This window comes from Streptomyces sp. NPDC006743, from assembly GCF_040703815.1.
Taxonomy (GTDB): Bacteria; Actinomycetota; Actinomycetes; order Streptomycetales; family Streptomycetaceae; genus Streptomyces.
The window spans coordinates 33,260-59,037 of record NZ_JBEYJA010000002.1 but is presented as its reverse complement, the minus strand read 5'-3'; the positions used below and the strand labels follow the sequence as shown (position 1 = coordinate 59,037).

23 protein-coding genes, 1 other RNA gene and 2 pseudogenes are annotated in these 25,778 nt (G+C 75.2%); 13 read left to right on the top strand and 13 right to left on the bottom strand.

What is annotated here, in order from left to right:
* Positions 1 to 873, top strand: a complete 873-nt coding sequence (gene efeU, locus ABZ719_RS01800; RefSeq protein ID WP_037855717.1) for an iron uptake transporter permease EfeU — start codon at positions 1 to 3, stop codon at positions 871 to 873.
* A complete protein-coding gene (locus ABZ719_RS01795) occupies positions 833 to 1,852 on the top strand; it encodes a hypothetical protein (protein ID WP_366723280.1) in 1,020 nt (339 codons plus the stop codon). The genes efeU and ABZ719_RS01795 overlap by 41 nt, the downstream gene beginning before the upstream one ends.
* A 176-nt stretch (positions 1,853 to 2,028) precedes the next feature.
* On the opposite strand, the gene ABZ719_RS01790 is transcribed toward ABZ719_RS01795, so the two are convergent.
* Together ABZ719_RS01790 and ABZ719_RS01785 are read right to left on the bottom strand one after the other, a co-directional pair.
* Positions 2,029 to 2,781: a bifunctional DNA primase/polymerase gene (locus ABZ719_RS01790; RefSeq protein ID WP_366723279.1), complete on the bottom strand. Its 753-nt coding sequence runs from the start codon at positions 2,779 to 2,781 to the stop codon at positions 2,029 to 2,031.
* A gap of 452 nt (positions 2,782 to 3,233) precedes the next feature.
* Positions 3,234 to 3,860, bottom strand: a complete 627-nt coding sequence (locus ABZ719_RS01785; protein ID WP_366723278.1) for a TetR/AcrR family transcriptional regulator — start codon at positions 3,858 to 3,860, stop codon at positions 3,234 to 3,236.
* Positions 3,861 to 4,115: 255 nt separating this feature from the next.
* Between ABZ719_RS01785 and ddaH the strand changes: the two genes are divergently transcribed.
* Positions 4,116 to 4,937, top strand: coding sequence for a dimethylargininase (ddaH, locus tag ABZ719_RS01780; RefSeq protein ID WP_366723277.1), 822 nt, complete (start codon positions 4,116 to 4,118; stop codon positions 4,935 to 4,937).
* Positions 4,938 to 5,192: 255 nt separating this feature from the next.
* Here ddaH and ABZ719_RS01775 read toward each other — a convergent pair whose 3' ends face one another.
* From ABZ719_RS01775 to ABZ719_RS01765, 3 genes are all read right to left on the bottom strand, one after another.
* On the bottom strand, positions 5,193 to 6,203 hold the full coding sequence (locus tag ABZ719_RS01775) for a small ribosomal subunit Rsm22 family protein (RefSeq protein WP_366723276.1): 1,011 nt from the start codon (positions 6,201 to 6,203) through the stop codon (positions 5,193 to 5,195).
* Between the two features lie 61 nt (positions 6,204 to 6,264).
* Positions 6,265 to 7,395, bottom strand: a complete 1,131-nt coding sequence (locus tag ABZ719_RS01770; protein WP_366723495.1) for a serine hydrolase domain-containing protein — start codon at positions 7,393 to 7,395, stop codon at positions 6,265 to 6,267.
* Positions 7,392 to 8,774 carry a multidrug effflux MFS transporter gene (locus ABZ719_RS01765; RefSeq protein ID WP_366723275.1) on the bottom strand — a complete coding sequence of 461 codons (1,383 nt, stop codon included), beginning with the start codon at positions 8,772 to 8,774 and terminating at the stop codon, positions 7,392 to 7,394. Before ABZ719_RS01765 ends, ABZ719_RS01770 begins: the two co-directional genes overlap by 4 nt.
* A gap of 170 nt (positions 8,775 to 8,944) precedes the next feature.
* Between ABZ719_RS01765 and ABZ719_RS01760 the strand changes: the two genes are divergently transcribed.
* Together ABZ719_RS01760 and ABZ719_RS01755 are read left to right on the top strand one after the other, a co-directional pair.
* Positions 8,945 to 9,970, top strand: coding sequence for a Gfo/Idh/MocA family oxidoreductase (locus tag ABZ719_RS01760; protein WP_366723274.1), 1,026 nt, complete (start codon positions 8,945 to 8,947; stop codon positions 9,968 to 9,970).
* 106 nt (positions 9,971 to 10,076) lie between these two features.
* Entirely contained in the window at positions 10,077 to 10,835 is a 759-nt protein-coding gene (locus ABZ719_RS01755) for an SDR family oxidoreductase (RefSeq protein ID WP_366723273.1), read from the top strand.
* Positions 10,836 to 11,242: 407 nt separating this feature from the next.
* On the opposite strand, the gene ABZ719_RS01750 is transcribed toward ABZ719_RS01755, so the two are convergent.
* The 3 genes and pseudogenes from ABZ719_RS01750 to ABZ719_RS01740 all read right to left on the bottom strand — a co-directional run.
* Positions 11,243 to 12,469, bottom strand: a complete 1,227-nt coding sequence (locus tag ABZ719_RS01750) for a serine hydrolase (RefSeq protein ID WP_366723494.1) — start codon at positions 12,467 to 12,469, stop codon at positions 11,243 to 11,245.
* Positions 12,470 to 12,803: 334 nt separating this feature from the next.
* Positions 12,804 to 13,913: an aldo/keto reductase gene (locus ABZ719_RS01745; protein ID WP_366723493.1), complete on the bottom strand. Its 1,110-nt coding sequence runs from the start codon at positions 13,911 to 13,913 to the stop codon at positions 12,804 to 12,806.
* Between the two features lie 72 nt (positions 13,914 to 13,985).
* Positions 13,986 to 14,309, bottom strand: a pseudogene (locus tag ABZ719_RS01740) (nuclear transport factor 2 family protein); the annotation flags it as partial.
* Positions 14,310 to 14,429: 120 nt separating this feature from the next.
* Between ABZ719_RS01740 and ABZ719_RS01735 the strand changes: the two are divergent.
* The 3 genes from ABZ719_RS01735 (at position 14,430) to ABZ719_RS01725 (ending at position 16,048) form a co-directional block, all read left to right on the top strand.
* Positions 14,430 to 14,981 carry a DoxX family membrane protein gene (locus ABZ719_RS01735; protein ID WP_366723272.1) on the top strand — a complete coding sequence of 184 codons (552 nt, stop codon included), beginning with the start codon at positions 14,430 to 14,432 and terminating at the stop codon, positions 14,979 to 14,981.
* 116 nt (positions 14,982 to 15,097) lie between these two features.
* On the top strand, positions 15,098 to 15,514 hold the full coding sequence (locus ABZ719_RS01730; protein ID WP_366723271.1) for a MazG-like family protein: 417 nt from the start codon (positions 15,098 to 15,100) through the stop codon (positions 15,512 to 15,514).
* A 51-nt stretch (positions 15,515 to 15,565) separates the two neighbouring features.
* Complete coding sequence (locus ABZ719_RS01725; protein ID WP_366723270.1) at positions 15,566 to 16,048, top strand: hypothetical protein; 483 nt, start codon at positions 15,566 to 15,568, stop codon at positions 16,046 to 16,048.
* Between the two features lie 105 nt (positions 16,049 to 16,153).
* Here ABZ719_RS01725 and rnpB read toward each other — a convergent pair.
* Positions 16,154 to 16,558: RNase P RNA component class A (rnpB, locus tag ABZ719_RS01720), an RNA gene on the bottom strand.
* Positions 16,559 to 16,702: 144 nt separating this feature from the next.
* Here rnpB and ABZ719_RS01715 point away from each other — a divergent pair.
* The 3 genes from ABZ719_RS01715 (at position 16,703) to ABZ719_RS01705 (ending at position 18,983) form a co-directional block, all read left to right on the top strand.
* Entirely contained in the window at positions 16,703 to 17,272 is a 570-nt protein-coding gene (locus ABZ719_RS01715; RefSeq protein ID WP_366723269.1) for a hypothetical protein, read from the top strand.
* A gap of 80 nt (positions 17,273 to 17,352) precedes the next feature.
* Positions 17,353 to 18,150 (top strand): peroxide stress protein YaaA, encoded by a 798-nt coding sequence (gene yaaA / locus ABZ719_RS01710; RefSeq protein ID WP_366723268.1) that lies wholly within the window; start codon positions 17,353 to 17,355, stop codon positions 18,148 to 18,150.
* A gap of 185 nt (positions 18,151 to 18,335) precedes the next feature.
* Complete coding sequence (locus ABZ719_RS01705; protein ID WP_366723267.1) at positions 18,336 to 18,983, top strand: bifunctional 4-hydroxy-2-oxoglutarate aldolase/2-dehydro-3-deoxy-phosphogluconate aldolase; 648 nt, start codon at positions 18,336 to 18,338, stop codon at positions 18,981 to 18,983.
* On the opposite strand, the gene ABZ719_RS01700 is transcribed toward ABZ719_RS01705, so the two are convergent.
* Genes ABZ719_RS01700 through ABZ719_RS01690 form a run of 3 tightly spaced genes read right to left on the bottom strand, consistent with a single transcriptional unit; the run spans position 18,958 to position 22,114 of the window.
* Positions 18,958 to 20,466, bottom strand: a complete 1,509-nt coding sequence (locus ABZ719_RS01700) for a bifunctional RNase H/acid phosphatase (RefSeq protein WP_366723492.1) — start codon at positions 20,464 to 20,466, stop codon at positions 18,958 to 18,960. The genes ABZ719_RS01705 and ABZ719_RS01700 overlap by 26 nt on opposite strands.
* A gap of 50 nt (positions 20,467 to 20,516) precedes the next feature.
* Complete coding sequence (locus ABZ719_RS01695) at positions 20,517 to 21,260, bottom strand: C4-type zinc ribbon domain-containing protein (protein WP_366723491.1); 744 nt, start codon at positions 21,258 to 21,260, stop codon at positions 20,517 to 20,519.
* Positions 21,257 to 22,114, bottom strand: coding sequence for a Nif3-like dinuclear metal center hexameric protein (locus ABZ719_RS01690; RefSeq protein WP_366723266.1), 858 nt, complete (start codon positions 22,112 to 22,114; stop codon positions 21,257 to 21,259). Before ABZ719_RS01690 ends, ABZ719_RS01695 begins: the two co-directional genes overlap by 4 nt.
* A gap of 383 nt (positions 22,115 to 22,497) precedes the next feature.
* Here ABZ719_RS01690 and ABZ719_RS01685 point away from each other — a divergent pair.
* Together ABZ719_RS01685 and ABZ719_RS01680 are read left to right on the top strand one after the other, a co-directional pair.
* Positions 22,498 to 23,556, top strand: a pseudogene (locus ABZ719_RS01685) (hypothetical protein); the annotation flags it as partial.
* A gap of 978 nt (positions 23,557 to 24,534) precedes the next feature.
* The gene (locus ABZ719_RS01680; RefSeq protein ID WP_366723265.1) at positions 24,535 to 24,693 is read left to right on the top strand and encodes a hypothetical protein; all 159 of its coding nucleotides are present in this window, start codon (positions 24,535 to 24,537) and stop codon (positions 24,691 to 24,693) included.
* A gap of 105 nt (positions 24,694 to 24,798) precedes the next feature.
* Here ABZ719_RS01680 and ABZ719_RS01675 read toward each other — a convergent pair whose 3' ends face one another.
* Complete coding sequence (locus tag ABZ719_RS01675) at positions 24,799 to 25,725, bottom strand: MaoC/PaaZ C-terminal domain-containing protein (RefSeq protein ID WP_366723264.1); 927 nt, start codon at positions 25,723 to 25,725, stop codon at positions 24,799 to 24,801.
* Positions 25,726 to 25,778: the final 53 nt, after the last annotated feature.

Here is a 25,778-nt window from a genome sequence, read left to right as displayed (position 1 = left end):
GTGTTCTCCAACTATCTGATCGGTCTGCGCGAGGGGCTGGAGGCCAGCCTCGTCGTGTGCATCCTCATCGCCTATCTGGTCAAGACCGGCCGCAGGGACGCGCTGCGGCCGATCTGGACCGGCATCGGCATCGCGGTCGCCATCGCGATGGGCTTCGGCTGCGTCCTCGAGTTCGGCTCGCAGGAGCTGACGTTCGAGGCGCAGGAGGCGCTGGGCGGTTCGCTGTCCGTCATCGCGGTCGGCCTGGTGACGTGGATGGTGTTCTGGATGCGGCGCACCGCCCGGCACCTGAAGTCCGAGCTGCACGGAAAGCTGGACGCGGCCCTCGCGATGGGCACCGGCGCGCTGGTCGCCACCGCGTTCCTGGCGGTGGGCCGCGAGGGTCTGGAGACGGCGCTGTTCGTGTGGGCGTCCGTGCACGCCGCCTCCGACGGCACCCCGCGCCCGCTGATCGGCGTGGCCCTCGGCATCGCCAGCGCGGTCCTGCTCGGCTGGCTGTTCTACCGGGGCGCGCTGAAGATCAACCTGGCCAAGTTCTTCACCTGGACCGGCGCCATGCTGGTCGTGGTCGCGGCGGGCGTGCTCGCGTACGGCTTCCACGACCTCCAGGAGGCGGACTGGCTGCCGGGGCTGACGAACCTGGCCTTCGACGTCTCCGGCACCATCCCGCCGGACAGCTGGTACGGCACCCTCCTGAAGGGCGTGTTCAACTTCCAGCCGGACCCGACCGTCCTCCAGGTCACGGTGTGGCTGCTGTACCTGGTCCCGACGCTCACCGTGTTCTTCGCCCCGGTAGGGTTCGCCTCCGGGAAGGGGAAGGTGACGGTAGCTGATGAGCAGGGGTCGCGGCCCTCGAAGGCTTCGCAGGCTTGAGCGCACGGCCGCGCTGGCGGCCTCGGTGACCGCGCTGGCGCTGACCGCCGGCGGGTGCGTGGTGGTGCACGGGGAGCGCGAGGTGCTCCCCTCGGCCACCCGGGCCGAGGCCGCGACGGCGCTGGCGCAGTTCACGGCCGCGTACAACAAGGCCGACAAGGCGTACGACAGTTCGCTGGACGCCGGTCACGTCACCGGCGCGTTCGGCGCGATCGACGCGGCCCGGCTGAAGGCGGGCCACATCAACAGCCCGGGCGGCAACACCGCCCACGCGCCGCTGAAGCTGACGGACCCGAAGTTCACGATCCCCAAGAAGGCCGGCTGGCCGCGCTGGTTCCTCGCCGACGCGAAGGCCAACAAGGGCGGCGGCGCACGCTGGCTGCTGGTCTTCACCCGGCACGCGCTCACCGAGAAGTGGCAGGTGGCGTACCTGACGCTGGTGGCTCCCGAAGAGGTGCCGAAGTTCCGCGAGGACGAGGACGGCTGGGCGGAGGCCGTACCCGCCGGCGCCGCCGGGCTGGCCGCCGCTCCGGGCGGACTGAGCCGCGGCTACGCGACGTACCTGAAGGACGGCGGTGACACGTTCGCCGCGGGGGTGCACACCTCGGGCTGGCGTGCGCTGCGCGCGAAGAACGCGGTGCGTCCTGGGCTGGCCACGCAGTACATCGACGAGCCGCTGACCGGCGGCGACTACGCCCCGCTGGCGCTGCGCACGGCCGACGGCGGGGCCCTGGTGTTCTTCGCCACGCACCACTACCAGAAGCAGACGGCCGCCTCCGGCGCCTCGGTGCCTACCCCGAACAAGGGGGTGCGGGCGCTCACCAGGGGTGAGATCAAGCAGTCGCTGACGATGGAGTTCGTCTCCAGCGAAGTGGCTCTCGACCCGGCCACGGGCACCGGCGCGGGTGCGGGTGCGGGCGGCAAGAAGGTGTCGGTCGTGGGCCGTGTGCAGGGCATGACGTCGGCGCAGGGCGGCTGAGGCGCGCCGGGTTCCGCTCGAGGGGCGGGGAGCGGAGCGGGCGTCCGGGGCTCAGGAGGCCGGGGCGCGCGGGCTCAGGGGCTGTCCGCGGTCAGTGACCTCGGCGGCCGGTCTCCGTCCACGCTCGGTGGCGGTGCCGCTTCGGCTGCCGTCCCCGCTTCGGTGACCGTCCCCGGTCAGTGGCGCACGGGCCAGGCCGCGTGCGCGTGGCCCGGGTCGCTGTCGTCGGCGGTGTGGCGGGCGCAGGCGTCGGTGAGGGCTTCCAGCAGGGTGAGCGGGTCCGGGAGGGCGTGTTCCGGGCCCTGGCCCTCGACCCAGCGCACCGCCCGGCCCTCGTCACCGGGCAGCCGGGCCGGGGGGACGAGGACGTAGGAGCCGCGGCAGTGCCAGCGCAGGCCGGGATGCTCGTCCATGGTCTCGGGGTGGCAGTCCAGCTCGCACGGCCACCACTCGTCCTCGTCCTCGGGGGTGCCGCGGGTCAGGGTGAAGAACAGCATGCGGCCGTCGTCGCTCCGTGCGACCGGGCCGACGTCGACGCCGGTGGCCCGCAGCCGCTCCAGCGCCTCCTGTCCGGCCTCCAGCGGCACGTCGAGGACGTCGTGGGTCATGCCGGTGGCCGTGATGAAGTTCGCCTGCGGCTGGTGCCTGGCCCAGCGCTCGACCTGCGCGCGGTCGGTCGTGGACTGCGTCTGCCAGGCGAACGACACCGGGTGCCGGGCGGGCGTGGGACAGCCGACGCGGTCGCAGGAACAGCCGTAGCCGGATCCCGGGTGCGCGGCGGGCGCCAGCGGCAGTCCCGCGCCGGCGGCGGCGAGCAGCAGGGCCTCCCGGCCACCGTCCCCGGCGGCCTCCTTCGGGCGGCGTCCGCGCAGCCACTGGGAGAGTTTGCCCTGCCGGCCGGTACGGCCGCCGAACTCCGCGCCGCTCATCTATCCCCTCGCCTCGCTGGTTGGACAGCATGCTCCATGGCCTCCCATGGTCCCACCATCCTGCGCCTTCGGTGACCGGAGCCGGTATCCGGGGTCCCGCGGGCAGGGGCGGCGGCCGCTTCGCGCGGGACGGAGCACGCAGGCGCAGCGCGGGCGCGGTCCGACGCAGCGCGGGCGCAGCGCGGGCGCACGACCGGCCGTGAGGGACGGTCCGTGGTGCACTGCCGTGGTGCACGACCGGGGTGCACGGCCGCGGTGCACGGCCATCGCGCGCTGGGCCGGGCGGGGCCGCCGGGGACACGGCGCGCGGGCGGCGCCGGGGTTCAGCGCAGAGGGGCGCCAAGGGCTCGGCGCGAGGAGCAGCGCCCGGGGGCTCCGCGTGAGGGGCAGCGCCGGGGACACGGCGCAAGGAGCAGCGCCCGGGGGCTCCGCGTGAGGGGCAGCGCCGGGGCTCAGCGCGGGGCGAGTCCGTGCAGCGCGTAGTCGACGAGGGTGTCGGTGTACGCGTAGGAGAGGGGGCCGGTGTGCTGGAGCCAGCGCTGGGCGAGCGGGGAGACGAAGAGTTCCAGGGCGATGCGCGGATCGATGTCGGGGCGCACGGCTCCGGCCGCCTGCGCGGAGCGCAGTCTGCGCACGTACAGCTGGAGCTGCGGTTCCAGGAGCCGCGCCACCAGCTCGCGGGCGAGCGGCTCGTTCACCAGTCCCTCGGCGGCCAGCGCGCGCGAGGGCGCCTCGAACTTCGGGTCGAGGAGCCCGTCGACGGTGGCGCGCAGCACGGCCTTCAGGTCGGCGGCGAGGTCCCCGGTGTCCGGGATGCCGCCCTGCGTCTCCCCCAGCTTCTCCCCGCTGTGCCGCGCACCCTGCTCGGACAGGTCGAGGAAGGCCTCCAGGAGGACGTCCGCCTTGGACGGCCACCACCGGTAGATGGTCTGCTTGCCGACCCCGGCCCGTGCGGCGATGCCCTCGACCGTGGTCCTCGGGTACCCCACCTCGGCGACGAGCGCGAGCGCGGCGTCGTAGATCGCACGGCGGGACTTCTCACTGCGGCGGGCGGCGTCGGGGGCGGGCTTCTTGACCATGGGCCGACGGTAGCAGGGTGATGAGACGCGGCGTCTCGCCGCTGGGGCCGCCGCCGGAGCGCCGCCGAGACGGGTCTCGTGCGGCGCCCCGCCACCCGCGCGGGCGAAGGCGGCCCCCCGGCCCGCGCGCGACGGCCGTGCCCGGCGCACCATGGCAGCAAGCGACCCGGCCACCGGCCACGCGGGTACGGCGTCCCTGTTGCGCACGCGGGTACGACGTCCCCGTCCCTGTGGTATCTCTCCGAGGAGCCCGCCTTGGCCCGTTCCCGCAGCGCCCGTCCCCGGCGCTACCTGATGTGCCCGCCCGCGCACTTCACCGTCACCTGCGCCGACAACGCCTGGGCGGATCCGGCCAAGCCGGTCGACGCGGCACTGGCACTGGCCCAGTGGGAGCAGCTGCGCGAGGTGTACCGGTCCCTGGGGCACACGGTGGAGGTGCTGGCCCCCGAGCCGGGGCTGCCGGACATGGTGTTCACGGCGGACGGCGCCCTCGTCGTGGACGGGCGGGTGTTCGGCGCCCGGTTCGCCCACGCGCGGCGGGAGCCGGAGGCCGAGGCGCACCTGCGGTGGTTCGCCGGGAACGGCTTCGCGCACCTGCACGTGCCCGTGCACATCAACGAGGGCGAGGGCGACTTCGCCGTCACCGCCTCCTGGGTGCTGGCCGGGCGGGGCTTTCGCACCAACCCGCTCGCGCACGGCGAGGCGCAGGAGTTCCTGGGCCGTCCGGTGGTCGGTCTGGAGCTGGTCGACCCCTGCTTCTACCACCTCGGGCTCGCCCTCGCCGTCCTCGACGACGCGGCGGACGAGGTGGCGTACCTCCCGGCCGCCTTCTCCCCCGGCAGCCGGGAGGTGCTGCGCCGGCTCTTCCCCGACGCCCTGGTGGCGAGCGAGGAGGACGCCGCCGTCTTCGGGCTGAACGCCGTGTCCGACGGTCTGCACGTGGTGCTGCCGCAGGCGGCTGCCGGACTGTGCGGGGCGCTGCGCGACCGCGGCTTCACACCGGTCGGTGTGGACCTGAGCGAACTGCACAAGGGCGGCGGCGGGGTGAAGTGCTGCTCGCTGGAGCTGCGCGACTGAGAGCTGCGGACGAAAGGGGGCCAGGCCCCGGCGGCCGGCGCCCCCTTTTTTGATCTCAGCTCCGAGAGTTCGCAGCTCTGAGAGTTCGCAGCTCCGAGAGTTCGCAGCTCCGAGAGGGAGCCGGGCGGCCGGCCCGTGGCCGCGGCCCGCGGTGCGTCCTGGCCGTTGCCCGCGGGCCCGCGGTACGCCAGGCGGGCCCGCCGTGCGTCGGCCCGGCGGTGGGGCGCGGCCGCACGTGTGGCCGTGGGGCGGCGGTTACGCGTCCGGGGCTTCGGTGGTGTCGTCCGGCGGCCAGGCGTCGCCCCAGTCGGTGTCCCGGGCCGCCTTGTACAGGTCGCCGTGGCGTTTGGTGACCGTACGGCGCCGCAGTTGCTCGTCCGGCTCGCACAGGTCGAGCAGGACCTGCCCCTTGCGGATCTGCGGACGGCGTACGACGCGGGCGGGCGCGGGCGTGGCGCCGGGCAGGCGGGTGGCGGCGACGTAGCCGAACTTCTCGTCCTCGTAGGCGAGGGAGCCGCCCTTGACCTGGCGGTGCAGGGAGGAGCGGCTGACCCGGGCCGAGAAGTGGCACCAGTCGGTGCCGGGGACGATCGGGCAGGCGGCGCTGTGCGGGCAGGGCGCGGCGATGCGGAAGCCCGCCGCGACGAGCCGGTCACGGGCCTCGATGACGCGGGCGTAGCCGTCGGGGGTGCCCGGCTCGACGACCACGACGGTCTGCGCGGCGCGCGCGGCGGCGTCGACGACGGCCGCCCGGTCCTGGCCGGTCAGTTCACCGAGGACGTAGGAGACGGTGACGAGGTCGGCCGTGCCGAGGTCGAGTGCCGCGCCGATGCGTGCCCGCTGCCAGCGGGCGGCGCGCAGGCCGGGGTGGGCGGCGGCGATCTCGCGGCCCAGGGCGAGCGCGGGCTCCGCCCAGTCGAGGACGGTGACCGGCCGCCTGCCGGCCCAGGTGGCGGCGACGGCCCAGGTCGCGGCGCCGGTCCCGCCGCCGACGTCGACGTGGTCGGCGGGCGTCCAGCCGGGGACGGTCCGGGCGAACGCCGTCAGCGCCGCGCGTACCGCCTCGAAGGTGGCCGGCATGCGGTACGCGGCGTAGGCGGCCACGTCGGCGCGGTCCCGCAGGATGGGGGCGTCGGTCGGGGTGCTGCCGCGGTAGTTCGCGATCAGCCGCTCCACGGCCCCCGCGGCCTGCCGCGGGGGCAGCCCGTCGAGCAGCCCGAGGAGCGCGGCACGGAGGGTCTCCGACGGAAGTACGACGTCGTTCACCACGCGATTCTCTCAGCCCGTACGGGGTGCTCGGCCCCCGCACCGGGCCTGCGGCCCGCGCTCAGGTCCCGCGCACGGCCCGGGCGAGGCGGGTGGCCGCCGCCGCGCGCGGCCGGTTGTCGGGGCGCCGTCTGCGGGGGTGCACGGTGGTGGCCAGCAGCACCAGGAAGGTGTCCGTCGCCGGGTCCAGGACCACCGAGGTGCCGGTGAAGCCGGCGTGGCCCGCCGCTCCCCGTCCGGCCAGCTCGCCCATGAACCAGGGCTGGTCCACGGCGAAGCCGAGCCCCGGCGGGGTCAGGAGGAGTTCGACGAAGTCGGGGCCGAGGATGCGGGCGGACCCGTAGGACCCGCCCGCCAGGAGCGCGCGGCAGAAGACCGCGAGGTCGCCCGCCGTGGAGAACAGGCCCGCGTGCCCGGCGACCCCGCCCAGCGCCCACGCGTTCTCGTCGTGCACCTCGCCGCGCAGCATCCCGCGGTCCGCCTTGGCCCAGGGCCGCCGCTGGTCCTCGGTGGCCGCCGCGCCGGGGCAGGGGCCGAAGCGGGTGTCCGTCATGCCGAGCGGGCGGGTGATCCCCTCGCGGACCAGGTCGTCCAGGGGCCGGCCGGTGATGCGCTCCAGGATGTGCTGGAGGAGCAGCAGGTTGAGGTCGGAGTAGGTGTAGGTGCCGGGCACCCCCACGGGCGGCTCGGCGCGCAGCCGCGCGAGCCGGGCGGTGTGGTCGGGGCAGTCGTACAGCGGGATCTCGGGCCGCAGTCCCGAGGTGTGGGTGAGCAGTTGCCGTACGGTGACGCCGTGCGTGGCGGCGGCGTGGAACTCCGGGAGGTACGCCCCCACGCGCGCGTCGACGCCCAGCGTGCCCCGTTCGATCTGCTGCATCGCGGCGACCGCCGTGAACAGCTTGGTGACCGAGGCCAGGTCGAAGGGGGTGGTGACGGTCATGGGGACCCGGGCCCGGGGCGGCAGTTCGACACCGCGGTCGGTGTCGGGGTCGTAGGAGGCGTACCGCACGGCCCAGCCCGCCGCCTCCTGCACGGCGATCACCGGGCCGCGCCCGGCGACGACGACGGCGCCCGCCGCCCAGGGGCGTCTCCCGGCGGTGAGGGCGTGCACCTCGTGGACGAGTTCTCGCAGTTCGGCGGGGTCCAGCCCGGCCTTCCGCGGGCTGTCCCTGCGCAGTCTCGACGCGCTCAGCTCTCCGCTCCCTCTGCTCCCTGTGTTCCCCCTGCTCCCGCCGCGCCGTGCGCCGGATCCGCCGCCGTGGCCGTGTCCCAGGGACGGCACATTCCCACGAAGCAGCCCAGCGCGATGAGCGCCGCCGCCAGTTGGACGACGGCCATCGGCACCGCGGTGTGCTCCCCGGCGATCCCGACGAGCGGGGAGGCGACCGCGCCGATGAGGAAGGAGGACGTGCCGAGCAGCGCGGAGGCGGAACCGGCGTTGTGCCTGGTGCGCATCAGGGCGAGCGTCTGGGTGTTGGGCATGGTGATGCCCATCGCGGACATGAGCACGAACAGCGCGGCGGCCACCGGCACGAGGCCCACCTGGCCGAAGGCGCCCGCCGCCATCAGCAGCAGGGCGGTCGCCGCCACGATGACGACGACGAGCCCGGCCCCCAGCACCCGGTCCATGCGGACCCGGCCGACCAGCACCTTGCCGTTGATCTGGCCGACGGTGACCAGGCCGATCGAGTTGAGCCCGAACAGCAGGCTGAACGTCTGCGGCGAGGCGCCGTAGATCTCCTGGATCACGAACGGCGACGCGGACACGTAGGCGAACAGGGAGGCGAAGGCGAAGCCGCCCGCGATCATGTAGCCGGTGAAGACGCGGTCGGCGAGGAGCCTGCGCATCGAGCCCAGCGCCTCGCCGATGCCGCCCTCGTGGCGTTCGGCGGGCGGCAGGGTCTCCGGGAGCCTGGCCCACACCACCGCGCCGAGCAGCGCGCCGACCACGGTGAGGACCACGAACACGCCCCGCCAGTCCGTCACCCGCAGGATCTGCCCGCCGATGAGCGGGGCGACGACCGGCGCGACACCGGAGATCAGCATCAGGGTGGAGAAGAACCGGGCCATGGCCACGCCGTCGTACAGGTCGCGGACGACGGCCCGGGCGATCACTATGCCGGCCGCGCCCGCCAGGCCCTGGGCCAGCCGGAAGGCGACCAGGACCTCGACGTTCGGCGCGAGCGCGCACAGCGCGGTGGCGAGGACGTAGACCGCGAGACCGGCGAGCAGCGGGCGGCGGCGGCCCCACCGGTCGCTCATCGGGCCGACGACGATCTGCCCGAGCGCCATGCCGGCCAGGCAGGCGGTGAGGGTCAGCTGGACGGTCGCGGCGGGCGCGTGCAGGGACCGGGTGACCTCCGGCAGCGAGGGCAGGTACATGTCCATCGCGAGCGGCGGGGTGGCGGTCAGGCTGCCGAGGATCAGCGTCACCAGCAGTCCGGTCCGGCGGGCGGCGCGGTCCGGCGGGGCCGGCGTCGGCGGTGGCGGGGTGGCTTCCGGCCTCGGCTTCGGTACGGCCGTGTCCCCCGCGGCCGTCCTGTGCGGTGCCGACGCCCCACCCTCGGACATGTGTCCCTCCCTCTCCGGCTGGTCCGCCACCTATGCTCTCAGCTCGTACACCGTGCCGAGGAACGCATGAGCGAGGGTGGGGTCCGGTAATGCCTGGAATATCCGGTGAGGCGTCCGCTGGAACGTCCGGCGGGGCGCCGGGACGAGCGTCCGGCCGGGCGGGAGAGAAGGTGCGCTGGGGCGTCCTCGCCACCGGCGGGATCGCCGCCGCCTTCACCGCGGACCTGGTGGACCTGCCGGACGCCGAGGTCGTGGCGGTGGCCTCCCGCCGCGCGGACTCCGCCGAGGCGTTCGCGGAGCGGTTCGGGATCCCGCGGGCGTACGGCAGTTGGGAGGAACTGGCGCACGACCCCGGCGTCGACGTCGTCTACGTCGCCACCCCGCACGTCGCCCACCGCGCCGCCGCGGGCCTGTGCCTGGAGGCCGGGCGCGGCGTGCTGTGCGAGAAGCCGTTCACGCTGAACCTGCGCGAGGCCACCGAACTCGTCGCGCTGGCCCGCCGTCACGGGCGCTTCCTGATGGAGGCCATGTGGATGTACTGCAACCCGCTGGTGCGGCGGCTGAAGGCGCTCGTCGACGACGGGGCGATCGGCGAGGTGCGCACCGTGCAGGCCGACTTCGGGCTGGCCGGGCCCTTCCCGCCGGCGCACCGGCTGCGCGACCCGGAACTCGGCGGCGGGGCGCTGCTCGACCTCGGTGTCTACCCGGTGTCCTTCGCCCACCTGCTGCTCGGTGAGCCCTCGGACGTCACGGCGAAGGCGGTGCTCTCGCCCGAGGGCGTCGACCTCCAGACCGGCGCACTGCTCTCCTGGGACGGCGGGGCGCTGGCCCAGTTGCACTGCTCCATCACCGGCGGTACGGGGACGACCGCCTCCGTCACCGGCTCCCGCGGCCGCGTCGACGTGCCGTCCGGCTTCTTCCACCCGGAGCGTTTCGTGCTGCACCGCGACGGCCGCGACCCCGAGGAGTTCACGGCGGACCCGGCCGACGGCCCGCGCACCAGCATGCGGCACGAGGCGCTGGAGGTGATGCGCGCGCTGCGGGCGGGCGAGACCGAGTCACCGGTGGTGCCGCTGGACGGCACGCTCGCGGTGATGCGGACGCTGGACGCGGTGCGGGAGCGGATCGGGGTGCGCTACCCCGGGGAGGCGGCTGACCCCGAGTCCGCCTCCGAGTCCGCACCCGCGCTCGTGTGAGGCGCCGGCCGGCGGGAGATGCCGGCCGGCGCACCCCCTGCGGCGGGCATCCGTATGGCGGACGCGGGATTCCGCATGGCGGACCGGACTCGTACGCTCCGGTGCCATGACTGACACCCCATCGAAGATCGCCGTGGTGACGGGAGCGGGCTCCGGCATCGGCCGGGCCGTCGCCGTGGAACTGCTCGGCGCGGGCTGGTCCGTGGTCCTCGCGGGCCGGCGCCCGGAGCCGCTGGAGGAGACCGCGGCCCTCGTCCCCGGGGCACTCTCGCTCACCGTGCGCACGGACGTGGCGCGCCCCGAGGACGTGACCGCGCTGTTCGCGGCGGCCGTGGACCGGTTCGGCCGGGTGGACCTGCTGTTCAACAACGCGGGCACGTTCGGCCCCGGTGGCGTGCCCGTCGAGGACCTGTCGTACGAGGCGTGGCGGCACGTGGTGGACACCAACCTCAACGGGGCGTTCCTGTGCGCGCAGGCGGCGTACCGGCAGATGAAGGAGCAGGACCCGCAGGGCGGCCGGATCATCAACAACGGCTCCGTCTCGGCGCACGCCCCCCGCCCGCACTCGGCGCCCTACACCGCCACCAAGCACGCGCTGACCGGCCTGACCAAGGCCCTGTCGCTGGACGGGCGGCCGTACCGCATCGCGGTCGGGCAGATCGACATCGGCAACGCGGCCACCGACATGACGGCCCGGATGCAGACCGGCGCGCTCCAGGCGAACGGTGAGGTGGCGCCGGAGCCGGTGATGGACGTCGCGGACGTGGCGCGCACGGTGCGGCACATGGCGGAGCTGCCACTGGAGGCCAACGTGCAGTTCGCGACGGTGCTGGCGACGACGATGCCCTACGTGGGCCGGGGCTGAGCACCCGGGGCGCGCGCCCGGTGTGCGCGGCAGCCGTTCCACGCGCCGGTGCGCATCCCGCGTCCCGCGCGGGGTCCACCCCCAGCCGGTGCGATGGAACGGCTGCCGCATCCCCTCCCCTGGATGTGGCCGACGAGGGGCGGCGGACGGCCACGGCGACGGACGCCCGATGCCCCAACTGTGAAGCTCTGGTGAAGGAGATGTCGAGCATATGCCGTCCACCGGCCCGGACGGCCCGGAATTGTCGATTCCGGTTGTGCAGATCGCATCCCGGTCCCTCGGCGCGGCGACACCGGGGGCATCCGATCCTTCACTGCCGCGGCAGCGGTGGCGTCCGACCCCTCACTGCCGCGGCAGCGGTGGCGTCGGGTCCCTCGGCGCCGCGACAACGGTGGCATCCGCCCCCTTCACCGGCGGTGACGGCCGCCCGTGTCCGCCGTCCGTGCCGCCGCCCGGCGTCGGCGCAACGCCCACACCCCGCCGGCGAGCAGCGCGGCCGTACCGCCCGCCCCCTCCAGCAGCCGCCAGGCCGAGGGCCCGCCGTCGGCCGTGGGCCCCGCCGCCCCCGCACCGGAACCCGCCGCCGCCCTGGAGCCGGGCGCGCCGCCGCCCGCCTTCGCGCCGCCCTCGCTCAGCGGTTCGACCAGCGTGCCCACGGCCCGCGCCGAACCGCCCTGCGCGAAGCCCCAGTCGAGCAGGGCGGCGGTCTCCTCGTAGACGGCGTTGCTGCCGGCCCCGGGATGCATCACGGTGGCGAGCAGGGTACGGCCACCGCGGACCGCGGCCCCGGTGAAGGTGTTCCCGGCGTGGCTGGTGTAACCGTTCTTCACCCCGATCATCCCCTCGTACGGCTTCAGGCCCCACGCACCGGTCAGCAGACGGTCGGTGTTCTGGATCTGGAACGTCTTCCTCCCGCCGGCCGGGAAGTCCGCGGTGCGGGTGCCGCAGTAGCCGCGGAAGTCGGCGTTGCGCAGCCCGTGCCGGGCGAACAGGGTCAGGTCGTAGGCCGAGGAGATCTGGCCCGGGTGGTCGAACCCGTCCGGGCTGACCACGTGGGTGTCCAGGGCCTGCAGGTCCTCCGCCCTGGCCTGCATCTCGGCGACCGTGCGGGCCACCCCGCCGTTCATGTGCGCGAGCACGTGCACCGCGTCGTTGCCCGAGCGCAGGAACACGCCCTGCCACAACTGCTCGACGGTGTACGTGGTCCCGGCCTGGATGCCGACGAGGCTGGAACCGGCGGGGATGTCGGCCAGTTCGGCGGCGGTGACGGTGTGCCGCTCGGTGCGGTCGAACTTCTTCAGCACGGTGTCCGCGAAGAGCATCTTCAGTGTGGACGCGGGTGCGAGACGCTGGTGGGCGCGGTAGGAGGCCAGTACCTCACCGGTCGCCCAGTCGGCGACGAGCCAGGCGCGGGCGGAGAGTCTGCCGGGCAGCCCGCTCACCCCCCGGACCTGCACACCGGCACGGGCCAGCCGCTCGCCACCGATGACGGTGGCGGGCGCGGCGGGGGCCGCGGGCGCGGCAGGAGCGGCAGGGGTGGCGGCCGAGGCCCGGCCGCCCGCCGCCACCGCCACCGGGGCCGCGGCGGCCAGGGCGGTGAGCACGGCACGCCGGGACGGCGCGGACGCCGGCAGCGGCGGGGCGTACGGGGAGGCGGACCGGGGAGAGCGGGGGGACGGAGAGGAATCGCGCACCCCGGGACCGTACAAAGGGAGAGCGGGCCGGTGCACGACGGGTCTCCAAAGGCTGATCAAAAGATCACCGAAGGAGGGATGTCGTGTCACTCGTGTCGCTCACCCGGTCGCACGCCGCACACCGCTCCCTCACGCTTTCCCCGCACGCCGTTTTCCGCTGCCGCGCTCCCCGCGCTCCCCGGCGCCGCCCTGGCGCGCCGTCTGACGTACGTCCCTTTCCGTACGCCCCTTCCGTACGCCTTCGTACGCCCTCGCTGCCGGGGGCGCGGCGGCCTCATCTTCCGAGGAGTCGTTCCACCTCCGCGAACTGCTGTGCGGTGAGCGGGCCCTTCGCGAGGGCGCCCGCGTTGTCCTCGGCCTGGGCCACCGAGCGGAAGCCCGGGATCGGCACGGTCCGCGGGCTGCGCGCCCACAGCCAGGCGAGGGCGCCCTGAGCGAGCGTACGGCCGCCGCTGGTCAGCACCTCCCGCACCGCCTCCACCCGGGCCAGCCACGCCGGATCGGCGCCCGCACCGGCCCGGAAGCCGGGCAGCCAGACGGGCGGCCGGCTGCGGATGTCCCCCGCCTCCAGGGGCGTTCCGCCGGAGTGCTTGCCCGTGAGCAGGCCCATGGCGAGCGGACTGCGGTTGACGCTCGCCAGCCCCGCCTCCTCGCACAGGGCGAGCACCGCGGGCGCGTCCTGGAGCACGTTGAGCGCGTGCTGGACGGCCGTGCAGTGCGGCCCCCGGGCGAAGAGGGCGGCGCGGCCGGGGTCGTCGGTGCTCCAGGCGTACGCGCGGATCAGCCCCTCGCGCACGAACTCCTCGCAGGCGTCGCGGAGTTCGGCGGCGGCTTCGGGTTCTGCGTCGGAGATGTGCAACTGGTACAGGTCGATGTGGTCGGTGCCCAGCCGGGCGAGGGAGGCGGTGAGCGCGCGCCGGGCGTACGCCGGGGTGGCGTCCTGGCCGTCCGCGGTCCGGGTCCGTTCGTCGAAGAGGTTGCCCCACTTGGTGGCGACGACGACCTCGTCCCGGCGCCGGCCGAGGGCCCGCCCGAGCAGCCGCTCGCTGTGCCCGCAGCCGTAGGCGTCGGCGGTGTCGAAGAAGGTGATCCCGAGGTCGAGGGCCCGGTGGATCGCCCGCACGGACTCCTCGTCGTCGACCTTCCCCCAGCCGAGGGGCTGTCCGTCCGGGGTCTGCCACTCCCCGCCGACGGCCCAGCAGCCGAACCCGAGCGCGCTGACCTGGATGCCGCTGCGGCCGAGCGTCCTGGTACCGGTGAAGGCGGTGGAGCCCGCGGGGCCGGGGGCGAAGGGGGCGTGGGGGGCAGCCGAGGCGGCGGCCCCTGCGGAAGGGGAGTCGGTGGTCCCTGTGCGGGGGAAATCGGTGCTGCTGGTGTTCTCCATGCCTGCGGACGTTAGGAGTTGAAGCGCACCCGAAGGCAAGGCTTCCGCGCGGCGCCCACTCCCGGCCGGTCGGGCCTGCCCGGTCTCGAACCGCGCGGTCCGCCCGTCGTCGGTGACGGTGAAGGACCACCGGGCGCGTATCTCGCCCCAGGTGCCGTCGCGGTGGCGGGCGGGGAAGGCGCGGCCGCCGCAGGGCTCGTCGCCGGCCTACAGACGGCCGTGCGTGGAGAAGGTCTCCCGCTCGATCCACTGGGCGAGATCGCGGTCGCGGCCGTCGTCCGACGTGGCCGCGTGGGGCGCGAGGAGGTGCAGGAACCCCTCGCGGTCATGGGCGCCGACGGCGGTGGCGAAGGCGCGGACGGCCGGGTCGCTGAGCTGGGCGGTCCGGACCGTCATGCCGGCCGGCGTCGCACCGCTCACGGCACCCTGCCACCCGAACGGCACGCAGGACGGGCCGGCGGGCCCGGCCGGTGGCAGGGTGTTCCACGGTGTTGCCGGTTCTCCCGAGGAGTCGCCGTGACCTGTTACGACCGCCGTGATCTCGGTCTGCTGCTGCTCCGGCTGGGGACCGGCGGCGTCCTGGCCGCGCACGGCGCGCAGAAACTGCTGGGCTGGTTCGGCGGGGCCGGCCTGGAGGGGACCGGCCGGTTCATGGAGTCCGTCGGCTACCGCCCGGGCAAGGCGAGCGCCATGGCGGCGGGAGTGGCGGAGGCGGGCGGCGGTCTCCTGCTGGCGCTGGGCCTGGCCACCCCGGCGGCGGGCGCGGCGGCGGCGGGTGCGATGGCGGGCGCCGCGGCGGTGCACGCCCCGAGCGGCTTCTTCGCCCAGAGCGGCGGTTACGAGTACGCCGCCTCGCTGGGCCTCACCGCGACCGGCCTCGCGATCACCGGTCCCGGCCGGCTCTCCCTGGACCACGCCCTCGGCCACGCGGTCAACCGCGGCTGGATGGTGCCGGCGGCCATCGCGGCGACGGCCGCGGGCACGGCGGTGGTCCTGGGCGTCCGCGTCCGGCACCTGCGCCGGGAGAAGGAGGGCCGGCAGGAGGCCCTGTTCGAGGGCGAGGGGTAGCCGCCGCGCTCCTTCCCGTACGGGGACCGCCGTACCGGGACGTCGGTGCCGGGCCGTCCGTGCGGGGACTCTCCGTTGCGGGACCGTCCGTTCCGGGACCGTGGGATGCTGCGCCCATGACCGACCCGGATCACCCCGCCGTCGAACCCTGGGCGACCATCGACGCCCTGTGGGCCTGGCTCGACGGCCACCGCGCGCACGACTCCCGCGAGACGCTCCTCCTGCGCATGCTGAAACTCTCCGAGGAGGTCGGCGAGGCCGCCCAGGCGGTCATAGGCGCGACCGGCCAGAACCCGCGCAAGGGCACCACGCACACCTGGCAGGACGTCGAGGCGGAACTGTGCGACGTGGTGATCACGGCCATGGTGGCCCTGCGCACCCTCACCCCGGATGCCGGCGAGGTCTTCGCCCACCACCTGGCGAGGGTCAGGGAACGGTCCCTGGGCCCGGCCGGACCGAACGGAGGGAACGGGCCGGCGGGTCCCGGGGAGCAGGACGCCGGGACGGGACCTGCTCGGGCAGGTCAGGCATGACGTGGCATCCCTCGGTGAACCGATCGGTGACCGAGCGGTGAAGGGGCCCGGGTGGGGTACGAACCGCACGCGGTGATCGCGCACGAGGCATTGCTCCGCGCCGCGTCGCCGGACATTCCCGGCGCCCGGGTGGCGCGGCTCCGCCAGGGCCTGTCCCTGCTGCCGATCACGGATGAGCTTTTCGACTCGGTCACGGACGGCGGCTCCGAGGGGGTGCCGGGGTTCTGGCGGCTGCCGCCGGGGCTCGAGAAACTGCTCGCCCAGTGGTCCGCCGCAGGGCCGGTCGCCTACGTCGAGGCCGAGTACTTCGGGGGCGTCGGTGAGCAACGAGCCGCCGTGTGGGCGGGCGGAGCACTGGTGTGGGGACCGACGGACAAGCCGGCGAAGAGACGCTTCTCCCGTACGGTCAGTCCGGTCTCGCAGGCGCTCCGGCGGCTGGGTGCGGTGCGCACTCTCGGCGAGGACGAGTTCGAGGCCGTAGGCCTGGGCCGTCATCGTAGCGACGAGGCCTGGATCTCACCCCGAACTCCCTGAGCCGGAGCCCGAGTCCGCTCCGGGAGCTCGAGTCCGCCCGCCGCGCGAGTCTCCTCGCACCGTTCCGGGAGCGACGAGGGCCGGCAGGGCCCCATGAGGGTGGGGCAGACGAGTCGGGCTGTACGCCGGGTTCTGTACCGGGGGTCCTCGCGGGCCCTCCGGTGACGGCCATCCATCTAGGGCCGGCGTTGCCACCGGCCTCGTGCGGTCTACCCGCGGACTCGGGCGGGCAGCCCTCGAACGTCCGCGCAGAGCGCTTTTCAGGGCGCTCCTCTTGACCTTGCTCCGGGTGGGGTTTACCTAGCTGCCCAAGTCACCTTGGGCACTGGTGGTCTCTTACACCACCGTTTCACCCTTACCGGGCGCCGAAGCGTCCGGCGGTCTGCTTTCTGTGGCACTGTCCCGCGGGTCACCCCGGGTGGCCGTTAGCCACCACCCTGCCCTGTGGAGCCCGGACGTTCCTCGGGAGGCTCCCTGACGGGAACTTCACGCGGCCGTCCGCCCGGCTCGTCTGCCGTGCCGACCATGATACCGGGCGCGCCGGGCGCCGGCCGCCGCTCCACCGGCCGTGGCGCTGATCATGGAGGAACGACACCAACGGCGAAGGCGGCAGCGGCCGGACGGACGGCCCGGGTCGTCGGGGGAGGAAGTGTGATGCGGACCGCGTACGTACTGGTGCGGCACGAGCTGCGGCTGCTGGGCAGTCTGGCGCTGTGGGTGGGCCGGCGGACCCATGCCGGGGGTGAGGGGAGGGTGTTCGGGCACGCCCGCGGGCAGGGGGCGAACATGTTCGGGCTGGCGTTCGTGTGTGTGATCGAGTTGCTGGGCACCTCGGTGATGCTGCGCGAGTGGCCCGCCGTCGAGCGGACCATGCTGGTGCTGGACGTGTACACCATCGTCCTGGTGGTCGCCCTGCACGCCGCCTCCGCGGTCCGTCCCCACGTGCTCACGGCGGACACCCTGCGGATCCGCCGGGCCGCCCACGTCGACCTGCGCGTACCGGTGGACCGGATCGCCTCGGTCCGGCGGGAGACGTGCACACCGAAGTCACGGCGGGCCGACGGCGAACTCGACCTCGCGGTGAACGGGCAGACCACCCTCACCCTCGAACTCACCGACCCCGTGGCGCACACCACGTTCCTCGGCCGCCGGCGCCCGGTCCGCGTCGTCCGCTTCCACGCCGACGAACCGGACCGGCTGGTGGCCGCCCTCGGCCAGGGCTGACGGCCCGCCCGGCCGCCCCCGCCCGAGGGCGCCGCGCCCTGCCCGTACGCTGGCCGGGAGCCCTACCCGAAGGAGAACCCGTGCTCGTCCTGCTGCCGCCCTCCGAGGGCAAGGCCGCCTCTGGCCGGGGCGCCCCGCTGCGCCTGGAGTCGCTGTCGCTGCCCGGGCTGACCGAGGCCCGGACGGCCGTGCTCGACGAGCTGGTGGACCTGTGCTCCGGTGACCTCGATCCCGCGCGGAACGACAAGGCGCGCGAGGTGCTCGGACTGAGCGAGGGGCTGCGCGGCGAGGTCGCCAAGAACGCCGGACTGCGCTCGGCGGGGACCCGGCCCGCCGGGGAGATCTACACCGGTGTGCTCTACGACGCCCTCGGCCTGGCCTCCCTCGACACCGCGGCCAAGCGGCGCGCGGCCCGCTCGCTGCTGGTCTTCTCGGGGCTGTGGGGCGCGGTCCGGGTGACCGACCGGATCCCCTCCTACCGCTGCTCGATGGGGGTGAAGCTGCCCGGGCTCGGCGCGCTGGGCGCGCACTGGCGCGCGCCGATGGCCTCGGTACTGCCCGAGGCGGCCGGAAGCGGGCTGGTGCTCGACCTGCGCTCCGCCGCGTACGCCGCCGCGTGGAAGCCGAAGGGCGAGGTCGCGGAGCGGACGGCGACCGTACGGGTGCTGCACGCGCCCACCCGGAAGGTCGTCAGCCACTTCAACAAGGCCACCAAGGGCCGGATCGTCCGGAGCCTGCTGTCGGCCGGGGCCGTCCCGCAGGGTCCCGCCGAGCTGGTGGAGGCGCTGCGCGACCTCGGGTACGAGGTGGAGGCGCAGGCTCCCACGGCGGCGGGACGGCCCTGGTCGCTGGACGTGCTGGTGACCGAGGTGCACTGACGCCTCTCGAAGGACCTGCCCGTCCCCGGCCGTCCCGCCGTCGCCGGAGCCGGCGGGGCAGGCGGGCAGGCGGGCAGGCGGAGCCCTGCGGATGCCCCCAGGCACCGACGGCCCGCTCCCTCGTCTGCATTGCAACATGCGCAACGGGCTTTGCGCATGTTGTTCGGTCCCGGCAGGATGGCGCCATGCCCGCATCTCTGCCTGCCTCCGTACTGGACCTCGCCCCCGTTCTGCCCGTCGTCGTGCTGGACGACCCCGCCGACGCGGTACCCCTCGCCCGGGCGCTGGTCGCCGGGGGGCTGCCCGCGATCGAGGTGACCCTGCGGACACCGGCCGCGCTGGACGGGATCCGGGCCATGGCCGCCGAGGTGCCGGACGCGGTGGTCGGCGCCGGTACGGTCGTCACGCCCGCGCAGGTGACCCGGTGCGCGGACGCCGGCGCGCGCTTCCTGGTCAGCCCCGGCTGGACGGACACCCTGCTGTCGGCCATGGCCGCCTCCGGGCTGCCGTACCTGCCCGGGGTGTCGACCGCCTCGGAGGTCGTGGCGCTGCTGGAGCGCGGTGTGCGCGAGATGAAGTTCTTCCCGGCCCAGGCGGCGGGCGGCACGGCCTATCTCAAGTCGCTGGCCGGTCCGCTCCCCGGGGCGCGGTTCTGCCCGACCGGCGGCATCGGTCCCGGCACCGCTCCCGAGTACCTGGCCCTGCCCAACGTCGGCTGTGTGGGCGGCAGCTGGATGGTCCCGGCGGACGCGCTCGCCGACCGCGACTGGGCCCGGATCGAGCGGCTGGCCCGCGAGGCGGCCCTGCTCAGCGCAGGTGGGACGTGTCGTTGAGGAGCCGGACGCTCGCGTTGCCGTCCGCGTAGTACGCCACCGCCGACAGGGAGGCCGCCGAGAGTTCCATCCGGAACAGGGACTCCGGCGGGGCCCCGAGGGCCAGGCGTACGAACGTCTTGATCGGCGTCACATGGGTGACCACCAGGACGGTGCGGCCGGCGTGCGCGGCGACCAGGCGGTCGCGGGCCGCGGCGATCCGGACGGCAGTCGTCGCGAAGCTCTCGCCGCCGCCGGTCGGTTCGGCGTCCGGGGAGGCCAGCCAGGCGTTCAGATCCTCGGGGTGGCGTTCGCGCACCTCGCCGAAGGTGAGTCCCTCCCAGGCCCCGAAGTCGGTCTCGCGCAGCCCGTCGTCGACCGTCACCGGCAGGCCGAGACGGGCGGCGACGATCGCCGCCGTCTCGCGGGTACGGGCCAGCGGGGAGGAGACGACGGCCTGGATCGTGCCGCGCCGGGCGAGCGCGACCGCCGCCCTCTCCGCCTGCTCGCGGCCGATGGCCGAGAGCGACGGATCGCTGCCGCCGCTTCCGGAGAACCGCTTCTGCGGGGTCAGCGGGGTCTCCCCGTGCCGCAGCAGCACGAGCGTGGCGGGCGCCCCGAGGTCGGCCGGCGCCCACCCGGGCGCGGCGACGGGCCGGGCGGCCCCCGCACCGGCGACCGCCCGAGCGGCCCGCCCGTCCGCGGCAGCCTTCGCCCCGGGGCCGGCGGTGGACTGCGCGTCGGCGGCAACCCCCGCCCCAGGGCCGGTGGTGGAGTGCGCGTCGGCGGCAGGGGGCTGGACGGCGTCGGCGGCGGTACCGGATTCCGCCCCGTCGGCGGCAGCCGCCTGCGGGTCGCCTGCGGCGCCGGAGAGGGTCATGCCGGAGGGGGCCGTACCGGAGGGATCCGTACCGGATGCGGCCGATGCGGTCGGCGTACCCGGTGCCTCGGCGCGGTCCGCCACGGCGGCCCGTGCGGTAGCGGACGGGGGCGCCGTAGGCGCGTTCCCGGTGGCGGCGGGTGCCTCGGTTCCGTGTGCGCCGGCGTCCGGTTCCGCCATCGACGACGGTGACGCCGGCGGCGACCACTGCTCGCCCCGGGCGCCCGCGTCCATCGCCTCGTTGGCGAGGCGGTCGGCGTGCTTGTTGCGCTCGCGCGGGATCCACTCGTAGCCGACCCGCCCGGCCGGGAACACCCGGGCCGCCTCGGTGGCGAGCGGGCGCAGGTCCGGGTGCTTGATCTGCCAGCGGCCGGACATCTGCTCGACGACGAGCTTGGAGTCCATGCGCACGTGCACCGTCGCCGCCGGGTCCAGGGCGTGCGCGGCGCGCAGGCCGGCCAGCAGGCCCCGGTACTCGGCGACGTTGTTGGTGACGGTGCCCAGGTACTCGGCGGTCTCCGCCAGCACCTGACCCGTCACCGCGTCGAGCACCACCGCGCCGTAGCCCGCGGGCCCGGGGTTGCCCCGCGACCCGCCGTCGGCCTCCACGACGAACTCCCGCACGTCCGACTCCCGCACGCCCGACTCCCGCACGTCAGCGGCCCCTTGCGCGTCTAGAGGCCGGACTCTGCGGTGCGCACCAGGATGCGGCGGCAGTTCTCGCAGCGGACGACCGTGTCCGGGGCCGCGGCGCGGACCTCGTTCAGCTCGGTGATGGCCAGCTCCTGGCGGCAGCCCTGGCAGGTGCGCTGGTACAGCTTGGCAGCGCCGATGCCGCCCTGCTGCTCGCGCAGCTTGTCGTAGAGCTTCAGCAGGTCCGCCGGGACGGAGGCGGCGACGACCTCGCGCTCCTTCGTCACGGTGGCGGCCTCGCCGTCCAGTTCCTCGAAGGCCGCGTCGCGGCGGGCCACGGCGTCGTCGGCCTTCGCCTGGACGGAGCCGACGCGCTCGGTCAGCTCGGCGACGCGCTCCTGCGCGGACTCGCGGCGCTCCATGACCTCCAGGACGACGTCCTCCAGGTCGCCCTGGCGCTTGGCGAGCGAGGCGATCTCGTGCTGGAGGCCGGCGAGGTCCTTGGGCGAGGTGACCGCACCGGAGTCCAGGCGCTGCTGGTCGCGGGCGGCGCGGGTGCGCACCTGGTCCACGTCCTGCTCGGCCTTGGTCTGCTCGCGGGCGCAGTCGCTCTCCTCGGTCTGCGCGGCCACGAGCAGGTCGCGCAGCTGCGTGAGGTCCTTGGTCAGCGACTCGATCTCGGCGTGCTCGGGCAGCGACTTCCGCTTGTGCGCGAGCTGCTGCAGGCGGACGTCGAGGGCCTGGACGTCGAGGAGTCGGATCTGGTCGGCGGGCGCGGCGTTCAGTTGGGGGCTCCCATGGGTTCGTCGGTGGTGGTGGACGCCGCGTGGGCGGTCCAGGGGTCGGTGACCGTCTTGGAGACGTGGACGCGCAGGCCCCATCCGTGCCGGTCGGAGATCTCGTCGAGCTGGGCTGCGGCCAGCTCGCACCAGGGCCACTCGGTGGCCCAGTGCGCCGCGTCGAGCAGCGCGAGAGGACTGTGGGCGCGGGCCTCCGAGGCCGGGTGGTGGCGCAGGTCCGCGGTGAGGAAGGCGTCCGCGCCCGCCGCCCGTACGTGGTCGAAGAGGCTGTCGCCGGAGCCGCCGCTGACGGCGACCGTGCGGACGACCGCGTCGGGGTCGCCTGCGACGCGGATGCCCTGCGCGGTCGCGGGCAGCCGCTCGGCGGCGCGGGCGGCCAGCTCGCGCACGGTCAGCGGGTGGTCGAGTTCGCAGACGCGGCCGAGGCCCCGGCGGCCCTCCGGGTCGCTCGGGTCCGGGACGAGGGGCCGTACGACTCTGAGGTCCAGCGCTCCGGCGAGCGCGTCGCTGACGCCCGGGTCGGCGGTGTCCGCGTTGGTGTGGGCGACGTGCAGGGCGATGTCGTTCTTGATGAGGGTGTGCACGACCCGGCCCTTGAAGGTGGAGGCCGCCACGGTCGTCGTACCGCGCAGGTAGAGCGGGTGGTGGGTGACGAGCAGGTCGGCGCCCAGCTTCACCGCCTCGTCGACGATCTCCTGGACCGGGTCGACGGCGAACAGGACCCGGCCGACCTCCTGGCCGGGATCGCCCGCGACGGTGCCGACCGCGTCCCAGGACTCGGCCCGCTCGGGGGGCCACAGGGTCTCCAGCGCGGTGATGACTTCAGACAGACGGGGCACGGGTGCAAGGCTACCTGGGTGTTCGGCGCGGCTGAACCGGCGCCGCCCGCCCCGGAGCGGGCCACCCGGCCCGGGGACCCTGTCAGGGTCCCGCCCGGGCCCGCGCCCCGGAGGGGACGCCTCGCGCCACGCGCGTCCCGCCGCGTTCCGCCCGGGTGCGGTCCCGGACTCACCGGGGTCCGGTCCGGGGCCGGGTCCGGTCCGGGGCCGGGATCGGTCCGGGCCGGGATCGGTCGTACAGAGGTTTCGTACTTCTCCAGCACAAACGTTCCGCTTTTCTCAGGCGAATCGTTCCTTGGCCACCCGTATGTGTGAAGCGCCCGCCCGCCGGTCCTCCGCCTGTGCGTACGAAAACTAGCGTCCTCACAGGAGGTGACCGAGTGATGACAGTCTGTGCCTCTCCGGGGCCCTCGGCAGCACACGAACAGGAGGGCGCCCCACCGCCGTCGGCGGTCGGCGAGGACGGCGCGAGACCCGCGGCGGGCTGCGCGATCACGGCGGACGGCGCCTACGCCGCACGGCTCGCCCGCAGCGGCGACTCCTGGTACCCGGAGCGCTGGACGCTGGACGGCCCCGAGCCGTACGCCGTGCCGCTGCCGGCCGACCAGCCCGAGGAACCGGGCACCGAGGTGCAGCCGATGGGCGACGGCCGGGTCCTCATCCGGCGCCTGGTGGCGGGCCGCCACACCTTCTCCCTGCTGTACCCGACCGGCCCCGGCACCGGCGAACTGCCCCTGGGCGCGGTCGAGTGCCCGGAGCGCACCGGGATGCGGCTGCTGCCCTGCGCTCCCGGCGGCGCGCGGGCGTACGCGCTCGCGGTGGGGCCGCGGTCCTCGGCGGTGTGGCTGGTGGCGGGCGGCGCCTTCGGGCCCGAGATGGTGGCCGAGGTGCCGGGCCACTGCTCGGGCGGGGTCTGGCTGGACCGGGCCGGGCGGATGCTCGCCCTGGACCGGCGGGCGGCCGGGCGCACCAAGGCGGTCGTGGTCGACCTGGGGGGCGGCGGCGAGGTGACCCCGCTGCTCCAGATCGCCCCGCACAGCGACGACCGGCTGCTGCTGGCCGACCCCGACAGCGGACTGCTGCTGATCCGCTCGGACGCGCCCTCCCCCGGGCGGTTCCGGCTGGGCTGGGGCGTGCTCGGCAGCACCCTGCCGGTGCGGTTCCCGCAGTGCCTGCGGGTGCCCGACTGCACGGTCACGCCGTTCGCGATCCAGCCGGGGCAGGTGCTGACCCCGGAACACTGCGCGGTGGCGCTGCGCTGCGACGGACCGTTCGGCAGCTGGGTCGGGGTGTGGCGGCCCGCGGAGCGGCGGGTGCGGCACGTCCCCGCGCCCGAGGGATGGCTGACCGGCGCGGGGGTGTGGACGGCCGAGGGCACGCTGCGGCTGCCGTTCAGCACGGGCGCGGTGCCGTGCGGGGTGGCGCGCTGGACCGCGCCGGGGCGGGAGGCACCGGACGCGTGGACGGCTCTTCCCGCGGCCCTTGCGCCCGGGGCCGGGGCCGGCGTGCCGTCCGGCGTGCCGACGACCGGGCCCACGGGCCTCGCACCCCTTCCGGCGCCGTTTCCCGCACCCCTTCCGGCGCCGCGCCCGATGCCGCTCCCGGCGGCTCGCCGGCCGTCCCCGGTGATCCGGGGGGCGCGGTGGGTGCCGGTGCGCCGGACGTCGGCCCTCCCGGCGCCCACGCTGCCGGACCAGACGTCCTCGAACCCGCCGCTCCCGGCCCCCGCGCCGCCGGTCCCGGCGTCCTTCGACCCGTCGCTCCCGGCTCCCCCGCCGCCGGTCCCCGCGTCCCTGAACCCGTCGTTCCCGGCGCCGGCGGGCGCACTCGACGACGAGCCGCGGGCCGGTTCCCACGGCGCCGCGAGCCCGCAGGCCCCCGACGCACGGACGCCGGCCACGGGGACCGCGCACGCACGGACTGTGACGCCACAGAGCCGGACCGCACCAACCGCGCCCGCCCAAGCGGCGCTCGCACAGGCCCCGGACACACAGACCCGGGCCCCACAGATCCAGCCCACACAGACCCGGGACACGCAGCCCCGGCCCACACAGGCCCCGAACACACACGCCCCGCACGCCGGGAGTGCGTACCCGCGGAGTCCGGTTCCGAAGGCGGCGGATCCGGGGGCCGCCGGCCCGCTCCCCCCGGCCGCAACCCCCGCAGCCGGCCCCCTCCCGCCGTCCTTCGAACCCCTCCCGCTCCCGGAACAGGAGCCTCCGTCACCCGTCGTTCCCCGGCCCGTAACCCTGCAACAGGCCGCGCTCACAGGGCGGATGACAGGGCCGGTCACGGGGCGGATGGCGGCCAGGTAACGAAGTCGTGCCGGTTGGCGCGTCCGCCTGGATTTCGCCCGAGGTGTGCCGGTTAAACTCGCCCGGCTGTACGAAAGATGATGTTGACGGGGTGAGTTCTTTCCGATGAGCGACGCCAGCAAGACCCAGCCGCTGACGACCGATGTCCAGGAGGCGGAGGGCCACGGCAAGCACCGCGGCCCGGTCTCCTCCCGAGACGGCGAGACGGCCCCCAGCGGCCGGCACCGCAAGACGGGCGACGGGCAGACCGAGATGGCGGCCTGACGGTACGGAGAGCGAGACGCGGCCCCGTCCTCCCGAGGAGGACGGGGCCGTTCCGCGTCCCGGCCCGGCGCACCGGGGGGACACGGGCGGGGCCTGTGGCCGGGCTCAGCCGTACTCGACGACCGTGTCGGCCAGTACGGCCGCGTCGTCCCGCTCGACCGCGCTCACCGCCACCCGCACCACACCGCCCCGCCCCCGCTCCTCCCCGCGCCCCGGCCCCGGCTCCTGCCCCTGCCCCTGCCCCTGCCCCTGCCCCTGCCCCTGCCACATGCGGACGCGCAGGGTCTCGCCCGGGTACACGACCCCGGCGAAGCGCGTGGTGAAGGAGCGCACCCGGGTCACGTCACCGTCGAGCAGCGTGTCGACGACCGTCTTGAGGGTCATGCCGTACGTGCACAGGCCGTGCAGGATCGGACGGTCGAACCCGGCGGCCCGCGCGAAGCCGGGGTCGGCGTGCAGCGGGTTGTCGTCGCCGGTCAGCCGGTACAGCAGGGCCTGGTCCTCGCGCACCGGGCGCCGCACGGTGCGCGTCGGCTCACCGGAGGGCGCGTCGGGCCGGGCGGAGGGCCCTCGGTCGCCGCCCCAGCCGCCCTCTCCGCGGACGAAGATCCGCGCTTCCTCGGTCCACAGCGGCCCCTCGGGGCCGGCGGCCTCGGTGCGCAGGACGAGGACGGCCGCCGTCCCCTTGTCGTACACGGCGGTGATCTCGCTGGTGGCGGTGGCGGTGCCCGCGGTGGGGAGCGGGCGGTGGACGGTCAGCGCCTGGCCGCCGTGCAGCACCTGCGCGAGGCCGACGTCGACGCCGGGCACGGACAGCGCGCCGATCACGCCGGGCGCCCCGCCGCCGGCGACGGTGGCGAAGCTGGGCAGGACGTGCAGCCGGGTCTCCAGGGCGTAGCGCAGTTCGCCGGGGTCGGTCGCGGGGACGCCCGCGCCGAGGCCGAGGTGGTAGAGCTGCACGTCGCGGGGCGTCCAGGAGATCTCACGGGTGCGGGGGCCGGCCGCCAGGGCACGGGCTGCGTCGATGGGCATGCGCCCTCTGTACACCCGGCGCTCGCGGCCCGTGAAGCTCCCGGCGGCCCGAC

Excerpts from the sequence above, each read along its gene's own strand:
- ABZ719_RS01795 (WP_366723280.1), top strand. The coding sequence starts at position 833 with ATGAGCAGGGGTCGCGGCCCTCGAAGGCTTCGCAGGCTTGAGCGCACG.
- ABZ719_RS01790 (WP_366723279.1), bottom strand. The coding sequence starts at position 2,781 with ATGAGCGGCGCGGAGTTCGGCGGCCGTACCGGCCGGCAGGGCAAACTC.
- ABZ719_RS01785 (WP_366723278.1), bottom strand. The coding sequence starts at position 3,860 with ATGGTCAAGAAGCCCGCCCCCGACGCCGCCCGCCGCAGTGAGAAGTCC.
- ABZ719_RS01765 (WP_366723275.1), bottom strand. The coding sequence starts at position 8,774 with ATGTCCGAGGGTGGGGCGTCGGCACCGCACAGGACGGCCGCGGGGGAC.
- ABZ719_RS01755 (WP_366723273.1), top strand. The coding sequence starts at position 10,077 with ATGACTGACACCCCATCGAAGATCGCCGTGGTGACGGGAGCGGGCTCC.
- ABZ719_RS01745 (WP_366723493.1), bottom strand. The coding sequence starts at position 13,913 with ATGGAGAACACCAGCAGCACCGATTTCCCCCGCACAGGGACCACCGAC.
- ABZ719_RS01730 (WP_366723271.1), top strand. The coding sequence starts at position 15,098 with ATGACCGACCCGGATCACCCCGCCGTCGAACCCTGGGCGACCATCGAC.
- ABZ719_RS01715 (WP_366723269.1), top strand. The coding sequence starts at position 16,703 with ATGCGGACCGCGTACGTACTGGTGCGGCACGAGCTGCGGCTGCTGGGC.
- ABZ719_RS01705 (WP_366723267.1), top strand. The coding sequence starts at position 18,336 with ATGCCCGCATCTCTGCCTGCCTCCGTACTGGACCTCGCCCCCGTTCTG.
- ABZ719_RS01680 (WP_366723265.1), top strand. The coding sequence starts at position 24,535 with ATGAGCGACGCCAGCAAGACCCAGCCGCTGACGACCGATGTCCAGGAG.
- ABZ719_RS01675 (WP_366723264.1), bottom strand. The coding sequence starts at position 25,725 with ATGCCCATCGACGCAGCCCGTGCCCTGGCGGCCGGCCCCCGCACCCGT.